Source organism: Flavobacterium sp. (assembly GCF_027490375.1).
Lineage (GTDB): Bacteria > Bacteroidota > Bacteroidia > Flavobacteriales > Flavobacteriaceae > Flavobacterium.
The window spans coordinates 49,093-68,650 of sequence record NZ_JAIXYH010000083.1 but is presented as its reverse complement, the minus strand read 5'-3'; the positions used below and the strand labels follow the sequence as shown (position 1 = coordinate 68,650).

At 37.1% G+C, this 19,558-nt stretch carries 18 protein-coding genes; 3 read left to right on the top strand and 15 right to left on the bottom strand.

What is annotated here, in order from left to right:
- Positions 1–479, bottom strand: a 479-nt coding sequence (locus Q0064_RS12820; protein ID WP_298148614.1) for a response regulator transcription factor, incomplete at its 3' end; no start/stop codon positions are given.
- Positions 480–607: 128 nt separating this feature from the next.
- Between Q0064_RS12820 and Q0064_RS12815 the strand changes: the two genes are divergently transcribed.
- From Q0064_RS12815 to Q0064_RS12805, 3 genes are all read left to right on the top strand, one after another.
- Positions 608–2,194: a peptide chain release factor 3 gene (locus tag Q0064_RS12815; RefSeq protein ID WP_298148613.1), complete on the top strand. Its 1,587-nt coding sequence runs from the start codon at positions 608–610 to the stop codon at positions 2,192–2,194.
- Positions 2,195–2,399: 205 nt separating this feature from the next.
- On the top strand, positions 2,400–2,609 hold the full coding sequence (locus Q0064_RS12810; protein WP_298148612.1) for a hypothetical protein: 210 nt from the start codon (positions 2,400–2,402) through the stop codon (positions 2,607–2,609).
- A 56-nt stretch (positions 2,610–2,665) separates the two neighbouring features.
- A complete protein-coding gene (locus tag Q0064_RS12805; RefSeq protein ID WP_298148611.1) occupies positions 2,666–3,406 on the top strand; it encodes a CpsB/CapC family capsule biosynthesis tyrosine phosphatase in 741 nt (246 codons plus the stop codon).
- A 75-nt stretch (positions 3,407–3,481) separates the two neighbouring features.
- On the opposite strand, the gene Q0064_RS12800 is transcribed toward Q0064_RS12805, so the two are convergent.
- The 14 genes from Q0064_RS12800 to Q0064_RS12735 form a co-directional block, all read right to left on the bottom strand.
- Entirely contained in the window at positions 3,482–5,887 is a 2,406-nt protein-coding gene (locus Q0064_RS12800) for a tyrosine-protein kinase (protein WP_298148610.1), read from the bottom strand.
- A gap of 5 nt (positions 5,888–5,892) precedes the next feature.
- Positions 5,893–6,585, bottom strand: coding sequence for a polysaccharide biosynthesis/export family protein (locus Q0064_RS12795; RefSeq protein WP_298148609.1), 693 nt, complete (start codon positions 6,583–6,585; stop codon positions 5,893–5,895).
- 134 nt (positions 6,586–6,719) lie between these two features.
- Positions 6,720–8,651 (bottom strand): nucleoside-diphosphate sugar epimerase/dehydratase, encoded by a 1,932-nt coding sequence (locus Q0064_RS12790; RefSeq protein ID WP_298148608.1) that lies wholly within the window; start codon positions 8,649–8,651, stop codon positions 6,720–6,722.
- An 18-nt stretch (positions 8,652–8,669) separates the two neighbouring features.
- A complete protein-coding gene (locus Q0064_RS12785) occupies positions 8,670–9,809 on the bottom strand; it encodes an aminotransferase class I/II-fold pyridoxal phosphate-dependent enzyme (protein WP_298148607.1) in 1,140 nt (379 codons plus the stop codon).
- A 28-nt stretch (positions 9,810–9,837) separates the two neighbouring features.
- Complete coding sequence (locus tag Q0064_RS12780; protein WP_298148606.1) at positions 9,838–10,452, bottom strand: sugar transferase; 615 nt, start codon at positions 10,450–10,452, stop codon at positions 9,838–9,840.
- Positions 10,449–11,183: a YdcF family protein gene (locus Q0064_RS12775; RefSeq protein ID WP_298148605.1), complete on the bottom strand. Its 735-nt coding sequence runs from the start codon at positions 11,181–11,183 to the stop codon at positions 10,449–10,451. Before Q0064_RS12775 ends, Q0064_RS12780 begins: the two co-directional genes overlap by 4 nt.
- Before the next feature lie 3 nt (positions 11,184–11,186).
- Entirely contained in the window at positions 11,187–11,879 is a 693-nt protein-coding gene (locus Q0064_RS12770; RefSeq protein WP_298148604.1) for a copper homeostasis protein CutC, read from the bottom strand.
- Complete coding sequence (locus Q0064_RS12765) at positions 11,876–12,772, bottom strand: DUF1574 family protein (RefSeq protein ID WP_298148603.1); 897 nt, start codon at positions 12,770–12,772, stop codon at positions 11,876–11,878. The genes Q0064_RS12770 and Q0064_RS12765 overlap by 4 nt, the downstream gene beginning before the upstream one ends.
- A gap of 3 nt (positions 12,773–12,775) precedes the next feature.
- Positions 12,776–14,212: an MBOAT family O-acyltransferase gene (locus Q0064_RS12760; RefSeq protein ID WP_298148602.1), complete on the bottom strand. Its 1,437-nt coding sequence runs from the start codon at positions 14,210–14,212 to the stop codon at positions 12,776–12,778.
- A gap of 3 nt (positions 14,213–14,215) precedes the next feature.
- Positions 14,216–15,283, bottom strand: coding sequence for a hypothetical protein (locus Q0064_RS12755; RefSeq protein WP_298148601.1), 1,068 nt, complete (start codon positions 15,281–15,283; stop codon positions 14,216–14,218).
- Positions 15,280–16,578: a CoF synthetase gene (locus Q0064_RS12750; RefSeq protein WP_298148600.1), complete on the bottom strand. Its 1,299-nt coding sequence runs from the start codon at positions 16,576–16,578 to the stop codon at positions 15,280–15,282. Before Q0064_RS12750 ends, Q0064_RS12755 begins: the two co-directional genes overlap by 4 nt.
- Complete coding sequence (locus Q0064_RS12745; protein WP_366095270.1) at positions 16,578–17,156, bottom strand: sugar transferase; 579 nt, start codon at positions 17,154–17,156, stop codon at positions 16,578–16,580. Before Q0064_RS12745 ends, Q0064_RS12750 begins: the two co-directional genes overlap by 1 nt.
- Positions 17,157–17,175: 19 nt before the next feature.
- The gene (locus tag Q0064_RS12740; RefSeq protein WP_298148598.1) at positions 17,176–18,279 is read right to left on the bottom strand and encodes a hypothetical protein; all 1,104 of its coding nucleotides are present in this window, start codon (positions 18,277–18,279) and stop codon (positions 17,176–17,178) included.
- Positions 18,280–18,433: 154 nt separating this feature from the next.
- Positions 18,434–19,558, bottom strand: a complete 1,125-nt coding sequence (locus tag Q0064_RS12735) for a glycosyltransferase (protein WP_298148597.1) — start codon at positions 19,556–19,558, stop codon at positions 18,434–18,436.

The window sequence follows — 19,558 nt, the reverse complement described above, 5'->3', positions numbered from 1 at the left end:
GCGATTTCGAGTTCTCGAGCAGAAAGCGAAAAGAACGGATTAGTAGAGGTCGGATTTAAATCTGCTTTATCTAATTGAAATTGGGTGGTTTGAGAAATGAATCTTCCGGTCTGAATCATTTCGCGAAAAGCAAATTGCAATTCTTCTTCGGATGTCATTTTATTGAGATAACCGTCGGCGCCAGCGCGCAAATACTTAACTGCATAGAGTTCTTCAGGATGTGCTGAAAATATCAAAATCTTAACCTCAGGAATGTATTGTCTGATCAATTCAATCATCTGAACTCCCCTACCCTCGGGTATGGAGATATCTAAAACGATAAGTTCATAAGAATTCGATTTAATTTGGTTAATCATCGAAGGAAAAGAATTAACGTGATCAACCTGAGAATCGAAACCAATTTGTTTGAGGATTAATGATATTCCTTGCCTTATAACACTATGGTCGTCTGCAATTAATATTTTATAATCTTTAGTCATAAATATTCGAGTAAGTAGCCTTGTAAAGATAGAAAAAATGATAATTGTGCAACAAATGAATTTAATCAGAAAAATCCCATGGTAAGTATCCCCTTTCTTTGGTTATTTTTGCAGCCATTAAATAAGATATGGATACGCAATTAGAAATAGCCAGACGACGCACATTTGGAATTATCAGTCACCCTGATGCTGGAAAAACAACCTTAACAGAAAAGCTTCTTCTTTTCGGAGGCGCCATTCAAGAGGCCGGTGCCGTAAAAAGCAATAAAATTAAGAAAGGTGCCACATCCGATTTTATGGAAATTGAACGACAGCGCGGAATCTCGGTTTCAACATCGGTATTAGCGTTCAATTACAAATCAAAAAAAATAAATATTCTAGATACACCAGGTCACAAGGATTTTGCCGAAGACACATTTCGAACGTTAACTGCAGTTGATAGTGTAATAGTAGTCATCGATGTTGCGAAAGGGGTCGAAGAACAAACGGAAAAATTAGTTGCTGTTTGTCGATTGCGCAAGATCCCGATGATTGTTTTCATCAATAAGCTCGATCGCGAAGGAAAAGACGCCTTTGACTTGATGGACGAAGTTGAGCAAAAACTGGGGCTTAAAGTAACTCCTCTTAGTTTTCCTATTGGAATGGGATATGACTTTAAAGGAATTTACAATATCTGGGAGAAAAATGTTAATTTATTTACTTCAGACAGTAAAAAAAATATAGAAGATACTATTGCTATCGATGATTTGAATAGTGCTGAATTGGATCAGTTGGTAGGAAAAAGTGCGTCGGATAAACTACGGGAAGAGTTGGAGTTGATTCGAGAAGTTTACCCAGCATTTGATCGTGAAGCCTATTTATTAGGCGAACAGCAGCCGGTTTTGTTTGGATCTGCCCTCAACAATTTTGGCGTTCGCGAACTGCTAGATTGCTTTTTGGATATTGCGCCACCACCTACTCCAAAAGAAACGGAACAACGCACTATCTTGCCCGAGGAACCAAAGATGACCGGCTTCGTTTTTAAAATCCATGCCAATATGGATCCGAAACATCGAGACAGATTAGCTTTTATAAAGATCGTTTCCGGAACTTTCGAACGCAACAAATCTTACTTACACACGCGACTTCAGAAGAGCTTCAAATTTTCTAGCCCCAATGCTTTCTTTGCAGAAAAGAAGGAGATTGTTGACGTTTCTTTTGCAGGTGACATCGTTGGCCTCCACGACACCGGAAATTTTAAAATTGGCGACACCCTAACCGAAGGCGAACATTTAAAATTTAAAGGAATTCCGAGCTTTTCACCAGAGCACTTTAGATATGTTAATAACGCTGATCCTTTAAAAAGTAAACAGTTGGAAAAAGGAATCGACCAACTAATGGACGAAGGAGTAGCGCAACTTTTTACTTTAGACTTGAACGGAAGAAAAGTAATTGGAACCGTTGGAGCCTTACAATACGAAGTTATACAATACCGCTTGGAGCACGAATACGGGGCAAAATGCAGTTATGAAAACTTTCCTGCTTACAAAGCTTGTTGGATTGAAACCTCAGACCCACGAGAGGAGCAATACTTAGAATTCAAACGTGTAAAGCAGAAGTTTCTGGCTAAAGACAAAAGCGGCAAGGAGGTCTTTCTTGCTGATTCTGAATTTAGTATTCAAATGACTGCACAAAAGTATCCCAAGGTAAAGTTACATTTCACATCGGAATTTTAATCCCCTAAAAAAAGATGTTAAAAAAATAAACAAACAACAATAAATTACATATTTTAGAGCCGTTTTAATAAACAATCCATAGTTGTTTTCAATCAAAGGACTTTTATTTACTTAAAATAAGTTAAAAAAATATTTCAGCACCTGATTGATATTTAAAAAATAGTTATACATTTACAAAAAATTTAAAATCTAAAAGTAGCGTGTTATGAGAATCAACTACAATAAAATTATGCTTACGATGCTGCTATTCGCAGTTAGTTTTGCTTCATTTGCTCAATTACCAGATCCGGATGGGCCAGGAACTGGAGATCAAGACCCACCAGCACCAATTAATACTAAGATCATCTACCTAGCTTTAGTTGCTGTAGCTTTTGCATTCTTCTACATGAGAAGATCAAAAGCGGCAAAAGCTTAAAAATATACTCAAACATAACAAACACCAGCAATTTTGTTGGTGTTTTTTTTTGCACTATGTGGATCTTTAATCGAAATAAGGGTGTTTTTTTGGCCGACATTATACCGGATGGTTTTGTTGATATACACAATCATATTTTGCCAGGAATTGATGACGGCGCAGCTAGTACATCAGACTCGATAGAGCTCATAACGCAACTAAAGGAGCTAAATATCTCCAGATTTATCGCTACTCCTCATAACATTGAAGGCGTCTGGGAGAATGATCCTGAGAAAGTTAATAATAGCCTGCAAAACTTAGTGAATGAGAAGGATTTTCCCCTAATAGAAACTGACATCAAAGCATCGTCAGAATACATGCTTGACAAACGACTTTCAGACTTACTCGAAAATAAAAAGGTTGTGCCCATCAAGGAACGCTACTTACTTGTTGAAATGTCTTATTTCGCTGCTCCCTTAAACTTGTATGAACTAATTTTTGATATTCAAAACTACGGCTATACGCCCATCCTTGCACATCCCGAACGCTACAACTTTTTACATGGTAACATGAAAGAATATAAAAAGCTGAAGCAAGTCGGCTGTCTCTTTCAATTAAACCTAATTGCCCTAACTGGCTATTATGGATTTGGACCAAAAATGGCTTCAGAAGAACTATTATCGGCGCAATTGTACGATTATGTAGGCACTGATGCGCATCACGTGCGACACACAAGTGCGTTAAAAGGAAAAATCATCGTTAAAAAGAGTGAAATCTTAAAACCTTTGATTCAAGCAAACACTTTTTTCAGTTTTTAGAAACTAATGCGTAAATTAAAGTTGCTTATTTCACAGTATCAAAAATTACATTGGCTGGCGGCTGTTACTTTGCTTCTAGCTAAGCCTAAAGAAAGCTAGTACACGCTTCCACAGTGTTGGTTTCACCTCTTCTACTCCATATCCGTATCCGTATCCGTATCCATAACCATAGCCGTAACCATAGCCGTAACCGTAGCCATAGCCATACCCTTTAACTGCGGCGGTATCGTTAAGTAATATAGACATTTTAGGAAGCTTATCTTCCTCATACATTAGCTGAGCAATACGAAGCATTCGTTTGTCTAGATAATTTGCTCTAACAACATATATAAAAGTATCCGCATGCTTTGCAATTAGTAGGGTGTCTGTAACTAAGCTAACAGGGGCAGTATCTACGATTATATAATCATACATTCCTTTGAGATGCGCAAATAGCTGCTCAGTTCGATCGCCTAGCAAAAGTTCCGCAGGATTTGGGGGAACAGCCCCGGCAGGTAGAATGTCGAAAGAAGTATAACCCGGAATTTTCGTGATCAGCTCATCAATATCCTTCGTCTTCCCAGACAAATAAGATGTTATTCCCTTAGAAGAGACAACTGGTACATAATTTTCTAACTTAGGATTTCGAATGTCCAGACCAATAAGCAAAACACGTTTACCGACTAGTGCAAAAGCGCTTGCTAAATTTACCGAGATAAATGTTTTACCTTCTTTTGGAAAAGTGGAGGTAACAAAAATTGTCTTTGCTTTATTTTCGCCTTCAACCGTCGCTAGAATAAAATCTAAATTAGTTCGGACAATCCTAAATGCTTCGGCGGTACTTGAACGACTTTCTAGAGTTAAAATCTCTTGGTTGCTTTCTGTATTTGGCACATCACCGATGAATGGTGCGGCGACAGCAGATTCGATATCTCGTCTATCTCGCACTTTATCGTACAAGAAATCTTTGATGTAAAGAACTAAAAATGGAATGATAAGACCTATTGCAATTCCAATAAAATATACCATTTGTCGTTGTGGAGAAATTGGAATTGGATTTGCAAATGCATTATCTATAATCTTTGAATTTGAAGCAGTAACGGCCAATGAAATTGCATTTTCTTCTCTTTTCTGCAATAAATAAAGATAGAGTGTTTCTTTTATTTGTTGCTTTCTAGATATACTCCTCGACTCCTTCTCTTGCTTCGGATACTTACTAATTCTGTTGTCGATTAAAGAAGTTTGAGCTTCGATATTTTTTTGTTGTATCTGAAGTGTGCTTTTTAGATTTTTTAATGTCTTTACAATACTTAATCTCAAATTCTCTAATTCCTTTTCGCGATTGGTGATCGCGATGTTTTTCTCTGTACTTCCGTTTTTGAGTTTACTTAAAGTATTTTGTTTTTCATTGTAAGTAAGTATTAAAACGGATGCAGATTGATCGAGAAGTAAATTTGTTGGGATTACATCCGAAGGAGAGATTTTGTTTACGTACGAAAGTAGGTAATCAACGATGTTGATTTGTGTAGCGTTTTCGACGAGTTGCTTTTCATATTCAGAAGCTTTTTGCGCGAATACTAGAGCCTCTGAAGTCATGTCTAGAATTTTATTTGAACTCTTAAAACTCTCAAAATCGGTTTCTACAGTATCAAGTTCTTTCGAGATATTCTTCAATCTTTCGTTTATGAAAGCTTGTGTTCTTCTGCTCACCAAGTTCTTATCTTCGATAGCATCGAGCTGATATTGTTTTATAATTTCATTTAGAAAGTCGATTCCTTTTTTCTTTATCGATTCACTCGTAGAAAGTTTTAAAACCGAACTTGCCATATCATTTGCTAGTTCAACCTTTAACTTACTTTGATAAATATCAATGCACTTTTCTCTTGAAGTTAACTTTACAATTACTCGCTTAATAGAGCTCTCTCTATTTGCTAAATTTCTTGTAACTACGAATTTTCCAAAATTTGAATTTACAATTTGTCCAAAGCTATATTTTCCTTTCTTTATCTCTTCTGAATCAAACAATTCAAACTTTCCGTTAGATACTTCGTTAATTGTAAAAACGGTATCAATTTCTTGAAATGCTGCTGATTTATCCAAAAATGTGATTGAAAATGCTGGATTTTCATAAACTTCAGCCGTTTTTAAATTTCCTTCGTTAAAATACCGAACATTGAAAGAAAGTTTATCGATAACACTTCCGATTATCGTTCTAGATTTCAGAACTTCAATCTCATTATCCACATTGCTTTTAGCGATTCCTAGCCCTAAGTCACTAAAAGATAATGCTTCTGATAATACGCCGCCTTTCTTATCGTCTTTAATTAACAAGGTTGCTTCTACTTTATATACTGGGACTGAATAACGCAAAATAGCGTATGCAATAAAAAAACCAATTATTGCGGTTAGTACAAACCATTTCCAATGGAAAACGTACCTGAAGATTTGCTCTTTCAGTTTTTGTTGAGCTTGATTATTTAAGTTTTCTTTGCTGATTTGCATACAATTTATCTAGATAGAAGCGCTATTATAGTGATTAACAAGGACACAGCGGAAATTCCGACAGTTACATTAGGCCCGATTACCGATGAATTAATTTTTGTCTTATTTGGATTAACATAAACCACATCGTTCTGATCTAAGTAGTAATAGGGTGAGTTTATGAAGTCTGCGTTTGTTAAATCTATGTACTTGTAAACTTTCTTACCATTTTCTTCTCGAATAACGAGCACGTTTTTACGATCTCCGTAAATAGTTAAGTCACCCGCACGACTTATAGCTTCTGGTAGTGTAATCCGTTCAGTTTGTAATTGAAAAGTTCCAGGACTGGCCACTTCACCCAAAACAGAGACTTTATAATTTATTATTCTGAAATTAATAATGGGATTTGTAATATATTCCTTGAGTAAGGATTTGATTTTTTCGATTGCTTGTAACTTATTTAAGCCTCCTAAAACAACTCGCCCTAATATCGGCATATCTATTGCCCCTTCTGCATTTACTAAGTAGGATTGAAATCGAATACCTCCCTGCGCAGTTTCGGAAGAGTTATCGATACCTGCATAAGTCGTTAAGTTGAAAGGAGCTGACGTTTCAGGATTATCACCAGAAATAATTATTAAAAGCAGGTCGTCAGGCTGTATAACTGGCTGGAAATCTGAGTTCTGTTGTTGTGACAAGGTCTGATCTATATTCTGCATATATATCAGGTTTTTTTTGGGAGCGCACGATGTTGCAATTAAAAGACCGCAAATTAGAACAAAAAATCTCTTCATAGTCAGTAAACTTGGGACAAATATAAGCTTAATTATTTAAGAAGTTTTAAATTGAATAGTTAATCAAGCGCCTTGTATTCCGAATTCATACTCTTAAATTCAGGCACAATTAACTTCATTTTTTTCACAATTTCATTTCTTTCGGAAAATATAGAAAGATTAACCAATTCACTTATGTGGCTTTCTAATTTCTCAAAATCAGACGTTGTTTCGGAAGCTACCATTATTTTCTCATGATGTGTAGGCAGCGTTTTTGATCCATCATTTAGAAGTTCTTCGTACAGCTTTTCTCCCGGACGAAGTCCAACTATTTTAATCTTTATATCTTCGTCAGGCACGTAGCCTGCCAGTCTTATCATTTTTCGTGCTAAATCAATAATTTTGACGGGTTTCCCCATATCGAAGATGAAAATCTCACCACCGTTCCCCATAGCTCCAGCTTCCAAAACGAGTTGGCAAGCTTCTGGAATTGTCATGAAATAACGGATAATATCTGGGTGGGTAATTGTTATCGGACCACCTTGTTCAATTTGGCTAGTAAATAATGGCACAACAGAACCATTACTTCCTAAAACATTTCCAAATCTTGTAGTTATGAAACGTACTTTTCTACGATCACTATTTTGATAAATCGAATTGTACAACGACTGAACATACATCTCGGCTATGCGTTTACTTGCACCCATTACATTACTCGGATTTACGGCTTTGTCTGTGGAAACCATTACCATAGATTCAATGTTAAACTCAACACATAAATCGGCAACGTTTTTGGTTCCCAGCACATTTACCATAATTGCCTGCGAGGGATTTCCTTCCATCAGAGGTACGTGCTTGTAAGCTGCCGCATGGTAAACAACATCGGGTTGGTGGCTTTGAAAAATCCGAAGCATCGCTTTTTGATCTCGAACATCGGCAATAGCACAAAATATATCATCGGAACCTTCAATTCCTCGTAATTCAAGGCTTAAATTATGCAAAGGCGTTTCAGCTTGATCGAGAAGTATAACTTTTTTGGGAGCAAACTTTAGGACCTGTCGCGTAATTTCACTTCCAATAGACCCCGCTGCTCCCGTAATCAAGACACATTTTCCTGCAAGTTGGTTTGCAATTTTCTCCGAATCGAGAACTATTGGCTTTCTTTCAAGCAAATCTTGAATCTGAAGGCTTTTAATTTTTTTAGAAATCTCTTTTTTGTCTTCCCAATCTGAAATAGCTGGCATTGTAAAGACTTTATAATTATAATCTAAACATTCATCAACGATAGCTATTTTTTCATCTTTGGTAAGCCCTTTATCAGCAAGAATTAGCCCTTCTACATCCAATGATCTCATGATTGTAGTGATTTTTCTATTCAAACTAATAATGGGCAGGTTCATGATACGCTTAGAGCTATTGCTATCCTCTTTATCGATAAATGCAACCACTCGAAACCGCTGTGGTTTTTCATAACGCAAAGCTGCTGCAACACTTAGTGCATTAGCGTCGGCGCCGAAAATCACAGTCTTGGTTAAGTCGCCTTCTTTAGTTTCCGACAAGTACAACTCGAAAGTTTGTTTTACTATTATGCGATAAAGTAAAAGTCCCGAAAAAGTGAATATAAAGTTTATAAACAATCCGGCATTCATGAAGATTTTTTGTCCAAAAACTACATCGCAAAAAATATTTAAAACTACTAGAGTAACTAAAGTCAAAAACAGAGCTATAAATAGTTTTACTGCATCAATAAAAGAAGAGTGCCGTATTATCCCGGAATATGTCCTGAAGATCCAAAAGAAAAACAAATTTAGCAGTAAAAACCCCAATACAATCACCGGAAGAAAGGCTTGGTGTACATAATTACGCTCCATTTTAATGAGCATAATGTAGGTAAAAGCTGCCGACACTAATACGATAAGCATATCCAACAAGAGAACAATCCAACGTGGGAGATAGCTTAAATCTCGTAATCGTTGCATAGACAACAGCCTATCAAAAAAATGCTTTTTCATATAACTTGCTTATCTATTTTAGTTTGAAAAGAATGTAGTAATCGCGGCTGAAATACGTCCTTTCTCTTCATCACTAAGGTTTGAACCTGATGGTAGACAAAGACCATCTTCAAACAATTTTTCTGAAACACCCGAACCAAAAAACGAATAAGAGGCAAAAATAGGTTGTAAATGCATGGGTTTCCAAAGCGGACGCGACTCAATTTGTAAGGCATCTAGAAACAACCGAAGATCTTCGCGTGTTTTACCACCCGTTTTATCAGCATCGATTAGAATTGAAGAGAGCCAATAGTTTGGTACTGAAACGGATTCGTCTGCAGAAAAGACAGTTACACCATGAATATCTTTAAAAAGGTCTACATAAAACTCATGCATTGCACGACGGGCTGCAACCCGATCTGCCAAAACTTCCATCTGCCCTCTTCCTATTCCAGCACTAACGTTACTTAGCCGGTAGTTGTAACCAATATGCGAGTGCTGATAATGCGGCTGAGGATCTCTAGATTGTGTTGCATAGAAAACGACCTTTTCTTTAGCTTCAACCGAAGGGCACACCAATGCGCCGCCTCCAGAAGTTGTTATAATTTTATTTCCATTGAATGACAGCACGCCAAAGTCGCCAAATGTTCCACACTGCAAGCCTTTATAAGTACTCCCAAGTGCTTCGGCGCTGTCTTCAATAATCGGAATATTGTAGTGATTGGATATTTCTCGAAGCCTATCCACCTGAAACGGAACACCATACAAATGCACAGCAATAATCGCCTTTGGTTTTTTGTTTCGTTTTATTCCATCTTCAATAGCTCTGAGCGTTTCTTCTGGACATATATTCCAGGTTTGGGGCTCACTATCAACAAATACAGGGGTAGCTCCCTGATATAGAATTGGATTTGCTGAGGCAGAAAACGTCATACTCTGACAAATAACTTCATCTCCGGCGCTTACCCCCAACATTACCAATGCCAGATGTATCGCAGCAGTACCCGAGCTCAATGCTGCAACTTCTTTATTAGTCTGTAAAAAATCTTTTATATCTCTTTCAAAGCCAACTACATGTGGCCCTAATGGCGCGATCCAATTCGTTTCAAATGCATGGTTAACATAACTAATTTCATTTCCACCCATATGAGGAGAAGATAACCAAATTTTTGACTGCATAGTTTTGTGGCTTTTTTTTGACAATGTACTAAAAATGTTTTTGATTTTCCTTTGGTGTTAAGAAATATGAAAAAAAGAAATAGATAAGAAGCGATAAATACTTCTTAACTGTAAGCCTTTCCATATCTAATTTATCTAGCTCACACTTTTTAGGAATAAGTACTTTTTCGAAGTACAACTCTGGATTTTGCTGTTCTGCTAACAAATTTTCTTCGTTCCGATACTGAATTGCGGCAGTACTTACAATACCTGGCTTGTGCTGCAGCAAAGGCGTATATAATTCTTTAAATTTTTCTACATAGTATGGAACTTGAGGGCGATAACCAACCAACGACATTTCATTCCTCAAAATGTTAATCAATTGAGGAAGCTCGTCGAGTTTATATCTGCGAAGATATCGACCAATAAATGTAATTCGTTGATCAATTTTCCCTAAAGTGATTCCTTTCACATCTTCACTATTGTTGTACATAGTTCGAAACTTATACATATTGAAAGACACACCATTTTTGCCGATTCTCCTGTGTTTAAAATAAAAAGGAAGTCCGCTATCCACCACAATCCAAAGAGCAATCACAAGTAATACTGGAGCCAGGGTGATAATTGCTACTATAGAAATTAAAAGATCAAAAAATCGCTTCATGATTGCTTAAGGAAATAACGAAAATACAAGGTTCCAAGCAATTCGTGCACATAACAATCCATCAATTCCATTTTGCTGCTTGAAGGTTTGAAATTGTAGTTGGATAAGTCGGGACTTTCCTTAACGGAAAAATCGGCTGCATAAACTTGATGATTAACTTTTAGATAGGTAAAAATCTCATTTGCTCTTTTAAGATGGCTTGCACTACTAACAACGATAACCTCCTTGTCCTTAAAATATGATTTATACTGTAGTGCCTCTTCGTAGGTGTTTTTAGTTTGGTGAAACTTTATGATATCCTTTGAGGGAATTCCAAATTTAATTGCGGCCCTCGCCATCGCTTCGGCCACGCTGTATTGCTGATTTTTTGACTTTCCGGAAAGTATTAGTTTTAAATGAGGGTTTTTACTTTTCAAAAGAACGGCTTGGGTAAGCCTTGCAGCACCCGCAGAAGATAACTTTTGTAAATCATTCAACTTTGCATCGTCTGTATAACCAGCACCCAAAACCAAGATATATTTTGCTTTGGCAAAGTCTATATCTGAATTGTAAAAAGGTTTCTCAATACTATGAATTAATAGTTGTGGAATGGGCGATACGGCAACTATTAAAAAGTAAAAGGCGAGAAATCCGAAACAAAAAAAACTTGACTTTCTCTTTTTTTTATAATGGAAAACTAAGCCTAAAATGGCGATTACTAGAAGAATTGATATGGAACTTAGAAGTATCAATTGCTATTTTAATCTGCAGATTTCAGTAAGTTTTTCAACATCAATAGTGTACTTGTTTCCAAATGCAGTATGGTTTTCAACCTCAATTGGCTTTTTTATATTAAAATGAAGGTGATTTAGGTTATTCTCATAGAAATACCTTGCCAACTCAGGAGTAACACCACCTCCAGGCATTACCTGAATACGAGAACCTACAGAATTTTCCAATTTAACCAAGGCTTCCTTTCCTTCACTAACATTTGCAAAACCGCCGGAGGTTAAAATTCGGGTACATCCTAGTTCTATTACATCGTCCAAACCAACTAGATAGTCCGTACAACCATCAAGGGCCCTGTGAAAGGTGGTTTCTAATCCGAAAAAATTCGCTCTCTCGATCAGTTTTCTTGAAGCAGTGATATTGACATTATTATCAGAAAGAAATCCAAACACAACCCCCTTTGCTCCCACCCTCGCAAAATCTTCCAAGTCTTTAATCATCACATCGATTTCGCGATCGGAATAGTCGAAATCGCCTGCCCGAATCCGTAGCATTACGTGAATTTCTTTCGACGAATTTTGGATCACTGTTTCTGCGAGCCGTAAGCTAGGGGTAAGTCCGCCTACTTCAAGAGCAGCACAAAGTTCTACCCGCTTTACGGGAAAGGATTCCACAGCCTTTAGTTCGTCTAGCGTCTCTAATACAACTTCAAAAATCATTTGTTTTTGGTTTGATTAATCAGTTCATTGACAGCTTTTGAGAATCGGTCTGCTGCGATCTGATTAAGGTGCGTGAAGTCGATAAAATCATTTACATTGTAGTCGGGCGAACGAGAAAAATCAAAGAAAAACACCGTTTTATTGTCCACTGCATTTTGAATAATTTCATCAAATTGTTCTAGCTCATTTTTAGTGTAAAGCTTATATTCAACATCACGTAAAGGAGGCATTGCCAGGTAAACGGTTATTGATTTTTCTTTGCAGTATTGCAAGATTTTATTGAAATACATCAATTGTCTTTCATCGATTTTAAATTCCCGCTTTTCAAAACCTTCTTTTTCTGGCGTTCCTAAACGGATGTACTGTCCGTTTTCTTTCAGACCGTGTTTTTCTTTATCGTCAAAAATCAATTTTCTGATTTTGCTGGGATGAAGTAAATCGACATAGTACCAGATTTTGTAATTTTTTGGCTTATAATCTTTAAGATAATCGGTGCCCAAGAAATCGCCATATACGTAATTACGTGTATCTGAAAAAATCCCGAATTGAAAATAATCGACTCCTAGAACTACCGAATTAACTTTTTTACCTTGTTTTTCAACATATAAAAGCTTGTAGTACAGTTGATTATACGAATCGTTGTTGTGTGAGAAATTAAAAGTCTTTGTTGAAAACAGGTCTGGATTAACGCCGCAAAACATGCGTGAATTTCCCAGTACTAGCTGTTGATACTCGCGCTCTTTTGCCTTTTGAAAAGAAAACTGCAGCTGCTGTTGAATATTTGGCCCCATTTTAGCCTCGAGTAGCTTGGGTACGGCAAATAAGCAAAACAGCACATAGAAGATTGCAGGTACTATTCCAAACTTTATTGTTTTTATGATAAACTCTTTCATTTCTTAAAATTGGAAGTAAATAAATTGTTCGTCTTTCCCAAAGAAAAGGTAAATTAGAAACAACAAGCTGTAGTAAAACAGCCATCTAGGAGCAGCAGTCCATTTAAGTCCTAGTTTCTGAATAGCAAAGTCGTTTTCCCGTCCAATCCATTCAATAATCATAAAAAATGAAATCAATAAATACAAGTAAATGGGGGCATCAACTGCTTTACTTGCGGCTCCAAAATCAAAAATACGCATAGTAAAATCTACAGCTTCAGTTACCGATGCTGCCCGGAAAAAGATCCAAGCAAAGACAGCGAGAACGAAAGTGAGCAACATTTTAGCAAAGTCTATTGGATCTGGAAAAATTCGACCTTTTGCTATAATATCCATATTTGATCGATTAGATCTCAATAAAATAGAAGGCATTATGAAGAGAGCATTTAGCAATCCCCAAATTATAAATGTCCAATTAGCACCGTGCCAAAAACCACTTACCAAAAATATTATAAAGGTATTTCGACAGCGCATCCAATTTCCACCTGCGCTTCCTCCAAGTGGTATATAAACATAATCTTTGAACCAAGACGACAATGAGATGTGCCACCTTCTCCAAAATTCCGCCATGTCACGAGAAAAGTAGGGATAGTTAAAATTCTTAAGTAGTTCAAATCCCATTAATCTAGCTGAACCAAGTGCTATATCGGAATATCCAGAGAAATCACCATATATTTGAAAAGTAAAAAAGAGAGCTCCTAGAAAAAGTCCGCCACCGCTGTAGTCCTCTGAATTATTAAATATCATATTTGCGTAAGTGGCGCAGTTATCGGCGATAACAATCTTTTTAAACAGTCCCCATAAAATTTGTCTTAAGCCGTCGACTGCTTTAGTTCGATTAAAAGCCCTCGTCTTTTCAATTTGTGGCAGCAAGTGCGTAGCACGCTCGATAGGTCCGGCAACGAGTAAGGGGAAAAAGCTCACAAATAAGGTGTAATTTACCAGATTTGTAGTAGGTTTAATTCGATTGTTATAAATATCGAAAACGTAGGAAAGTCCGTGGAATGTATAGAATGAAATACCTACTGGCAAGATTACTTGCAAGGTCGCGAAATGGGCTTTAAAGCCGAAAGTTCCTAGTAATTCTGCAAAGGAAGAAATAAAGAAGTTATAATACTTAAAAACGGCCAAAAAACCCAAGTTTATTCCTACGCTCAGAATCAACCAGAACTTTTTCTTCGTTTGTGAGGTTGCATTTCCGATGACCAAGCCGGAATAGTAATCTAGTAAGGTGCTGAAAGCCAGCAAAAACACGAATCGCCAATCCCAGCAACCGTAAAAAAAGTAACTTGCCGTCAACAACATGATATTTTGCCACTTCAAGCTCTTATTGGTAACAAACCAGTACAGCCAAAAAACTATCGGCAAGAACAGCGCGTAGGAAAGGGAATTAAACAACATGATTTAGGATTTAGTGTATAAATCGGTTTCTTTCATTATTATGGGAAGATTATCTACATCGCGGAGAAAAATCAAATCCTTTTCAAACTCGTACATCTTGAACGATTTATCGAACTCCTGATCTGAAGTTAGTAAGCTAATAGTAGCCTCAGCAAAATTAGCTCCTCCGGCTGCAAAGCACTGCGTAAAAGCTACGTGTCGAACGTTAACTTCGGTTATGTAAGGTCTGCCATCACCATCTTCCTTAAAATCAACGGTAAAAAAACCGTGTTTGGCCGAATTTGTAGCTTCAAACAACAAGTCCATAGCCTTAGTTGCTACATCAACTAGTTCAGGTTCGTTCAGTAACCTTCCAAATGAAGTATTGCCTGTAATTCCTGAAGGAGCTACTTTTGCCATAATGTAATTTACACGTTCGGCACAGGCAGCGCGCAAAAGTTTGCCATTTTCGTAAAGTAATTTACATGCTAAATTTCTTCCGGATAAAAACTCAGACGCCAAGAAAGTTTGCACGTTAGGATTAATCTGAATCCAGTTTCGGAGTGCTTCTTCATCTTCTACTTTAAGTGAACCTAAACCACTTGTACCGCTTGAACTGCGCACCCAGAAGTTCCCTTTTAAAACGGTGAAAATTTCGGAAAAATCGGAGATATTTCGGTCGAAGGTAACCGACTTCGGAACCAGGCCTGAGTCATTTAATACTTCCGTCATTCGCGATTTATCTATGAGTAATTCCGCCATTTCTACAGATGGTAAAAAAGCCGGACAAGGCAATTTCGAATTGCGTTCTTTATTACACCATTCCATTACCTCGGCTTCAGGTAAAATTACCGCAAAATCAATCTGATTTTCATTTACGATTTTTTCAATCTCGTTCCAATAGTTTGATGCTTTTGCCAAGGGCACCACAAAAGACTTTTCAAACAAATCTCTCTGATAAAGTCCAATAGCAAGCGGATTAACATCGGTTGCAAAAAGTTTAACATCGGAGAATTTACTATATTTCTTGAGTGATATGGCAAAACTCCTCGGTGTTGGTCCGCCGACTCCAGTAATTAAGATTCTTTTCATGATTGCTTGTTGTGGTAAGTGTTTACTATTTTTTTTCGTTTTCCGGAAGCTAAGAGAGGAATTTCGTCTACATATTCGATAGAAAAATTTGCTTCATCTCCCAAATATTTCAAAAATTCGGCTCTCAACTGTTGTTCCCTAGCAAATGGTTGCTCTGTGTTTATTTTAAAAGTATACTCTTTCGCTCCAGTTTGTACGAACTGATATTGCAAAATTTCGGTGTATTGAAACATATTCTTGTAAACGATATACGACGAAATCAGATTCCCTTTGGCATCGTAAATGAGATCCAATTTACGTCCTTCAATCGTTTCCAATTCGAAGTGGTTATTTGGATTAAGCGCTCCGATATCACCTGTATCATAACGAATTAAAGGCATGGCATAGTTGTATAAATCTGTTATAACTATGCGTCCTAATTCGCCGGGGTGTGCTAAAACATCCTCATCCATCTTAAAAATTTCCACAATAAAACTTGCGCTGTTAATCTCAAACGTTGGCTTTCCATTGGTTTGTTGTTGAGCAATAATACCATTTTCGATGTTTGAGTAACGGGATAAAGCACAAATGCCAAGTTGTTTTTGGAAGATATCTTTGGTTACTGCGGTCATTCCTTCAGAAATTCCAATTACACTTCTAATCTGGAGATCGTTATTTGAATAGTTCTTTTTGTCTATGTATTTAGCAAGTAGCTCTAAAGCCGATGCATAGCCCACCAGATGTGTAGGCTGCTTGTTTGCTACTAGTGTTTTACAAAACGCTTCCAGTAGTTTGTCGTCGAGCCGCAATACATCAATAGGTATGAGGTTTTGCATTTTCATTAATCGGCTTGACTTTTGATTTGCGGTACTCCAAATTTTTAGATTCACAAGCCGTTCGCCTAATTTATATCCTGCTTTATTCGCAAAAAACAGTGTATCGGCATTATTCCTGAGTCTTTTTTCAGCATCTGAATATATAGCTAGCGGTGTTCCGGTACTGCCGCTGGTAACCTGTTTTACTAATTTGCTTTGATCGAATGCGCTGGAAATAAAATCGGCCGCGTTGTTGCGAAGTTGGAGTTTATTTACCAGCGGAAAATCACTCAAAGTTGCCGATTTAAAATTTGCATAAAATGAGGTTGTTTCCGCGGCGTGTTTGAGTAGTGTTTTAAGTTTACTTTCCTGATTACGATGGTTATTGGCAAAACTGCTTTCTATTTCATTGTAATGAAATTTTACGCGTGATCCTGCTAATAGATCTTTAGCCCAAAAAGCAGCTGCTCGCAGATTCGAAAAGTTTTTTGATACTCCCATTAATTACTTCCGTTAAAAGGTTCCATTGGCCGACTGTCGCTTTGGTTCACGTCTTTTCGTTTAACAACATGACTCATGGTTGTAAAGAAAATTTTCATATCTCCCCAAAGTGTGATATTTTCTATGTATTGAATGTCATATTCGAACTTTTGCGTCCAACTAATTGAATTTCTGCCCATTATCTGCGCTAAACCCGTAATACCCGGGCGTTCTTCATGTCGGCGAATTTGTCGTTCATTATAAAGCGGGATGTACTTAAAAAGTAATGGACGTGGTCCCACGAAACTCATATCGCCAAAAACGATATTAAATAGTTGAGGCAGTTCGTCGATTGATGTTTTCCTGATAAAGGAACCAAATCGTGTAATTCTTTCGTTATCAGGAAGTAAATTGCCGCTAGCATCCCGAGCGTCGGTCATCGACTTAAATTTAATGATGTTAAACGATTTTTGATTTCGACCAGGGCGTGGTTGTAAGAAAAACACTTTTCCCTTGTTTTGAAAGAGAAGAATAAACGCACTAATTACCACCACCGGCGATAAAAGTATCAGGGCTGCAAGTGCAAAAAAACAGTCCATTGGTCTTTTAAAGTACTTTCTATACATAATCTTTTCCTTTCATTATATTACCTAGCTCTGCTGTACTTACAAATTCTACGTCTGGATATTCAGTTTGCACTAAATTCAGCAAAGTTTGCAAGTCAGCTAGACTTTTTTTTCGGTTATTTTCTTCGATTCCGCCGGAAAAATTCACTCTGTGCGAACTAACCACTACTGGATTCTTAAGTTTAAACGCTATTTGAATTTGTTTGAAAGCGTCTGCAATTGCATTAACATTTGAAGCGGGCTCAAATACGGCGTTTCGTAAAATTACTTTCAAGTTATCTTTCGTATTTTTTCCCATCCACATATACTGTTTTTGCACTTTGCCTTTTGGAAGGGTAATAATTTTTTCGAAGCCACTATCAATAAATTGTATACCATTATCCAATAATGTTTGATGCAAATCATGTGATTCCCGACCGCCAGGTGCATTGAAGTTAATCGCCCTAAATCCAAAAACCTGTTCAAACTTTTGGAGTCCGTCAACTATTATTTCTTTATGGAGTGCGGTATCTGAAGAGTCGACTTGATCGAACGCGGCGTAATAAGATGGAAAATTCTTGCTTTCGATGTTAGAAAAAGTACCGTTTGCAAATGCAAACCGAATTCTAGAATCATTACTTTTCAAAGCATCAGAGACGAGTCGAACGTTTAAATGTTCTCGTCCGTGGAATGCTGGAACAAGCATTTTTGATTTCATACCGTACTGCCATGCTTCCCATGCTTGAGAACCTTGGGGAACTTTTTTAAAAGTATCAGTCAACAATTCAGAAATGTATGAGGTGAAATTTTGATTAGCCATTTCCTCGTAATTGGGATTACAGCAAAGCGCATAAGCTGAGAAACAAGCTGGGTTATCGTTTTTATCTCTAAATTTGCTAAGCACATCGAATAAAGCAGCCAAATCATTTTCCGTTTCTAAAGAATCTAACCTATCGAATACTGAGGTAGAAGGCATTCCAAATTCGCTTAGTTTTTTCTGTGTTTCTCGATCTCTAACACGTAAATTTCCATAATCATCTACAGCAAAAGCAAGTAGTTTCCGATTTGTCTTGTAACCCGGAATATTTTTAAGATAATTCTTCACTAAAGTCATCATAGCTATTGTCTTTTACGGTCATTATATCCGATTTTCGAAAAATTTATGCGGATTTACTTGAAAAATCAAAATCATATACAAAAGATTTACGAAGTCGTTATCAACTGTGAATTTTATACTACACTTCATAAATACAGTCATTTTGCTTCCATGCTTAGTTCACGTCAAGATACTTTCGATAAATTTCGGTTGTGGCTTCGAGTGCTTTTTCAATAAAGAACTTTTTTACCGATTTCTTTCCAGCTTCGCCTAAACGGTTACGAAGTGTTTCGTCTTGGGAAATCGCCACTAAACTGTTAACAAATTTAACATTATCGGTTAAATTAAAGATAAAACCATTGACAGAATCTTCGACCAATTCATTATGTCCTCGAATATTGGAGATGACAACCGGCAATCCGACCGACATTTGCTCGGCAATTCCAATGGGCAAGCCCTCGGCAAAACTGCTTGAGATTCCAAAATCGGCAACAGCTATAAATTTGGCAATTTCTGTTTGATAACCCATAATTTTCACGTTCGATTGAAAGCCGTTTTGCTGTGAGAAATCACTCATAACGCTACCTAATTTGGCTTGTCCACCTGTGAAAACAAATGTAAGATTTGGATTTTTAGCTAGTATTTCTTTGATGTTATCAAAGATGAAGCGATGATTTTTTCGGGGAATAAACTCTGCTATATACAAGACAACCTGATGATTTTCGGGTATCCCTAATTCTTGCTTTACATCTTCTTTGTTATAGGGAGATAAATCGATTCTATCTGGATTGATACCTATGCCATCCGTTTTAAATTTTCCCTTTACGGGAAAGCTAAACTTGCTTAATACGCGAAAATCTTCGTTATTAATGGTAATAATTGCGTCGGTAAAGCTCGCAAACAGCCACTCGATTGGGAAGAACACCAGCCAATTTTTCAACGAAGCTCCTTTGTAAAAATGAAATCCGTGTGCGGTGTAAAATACTTTTGTTCCTCGTTTTCGAGCTCGTCTTGCGGCAAGTCTTGTTACGATTCCGCCCATTGGTGTATGGCAGTGAATAAGATCGTAATGTGTAGAATCAATGATCTGCTTAAGTTGTTTATAGGCCTGCTGATTTCCTTTATCGAAGGGCATCCGACCGAATGGCACGACATGAACAACGTCTGCAAAGGGCATTTGTTCCGTTCCGTTGCAAGCAACATGAACTTCGTAACCTTGCTCTTTAAACCATCGTAAATAGGGTAAATGAAAGTTAAGTAAATGAATATGTGTTGTTGCAGTGTATAAGATTTTTTTCAT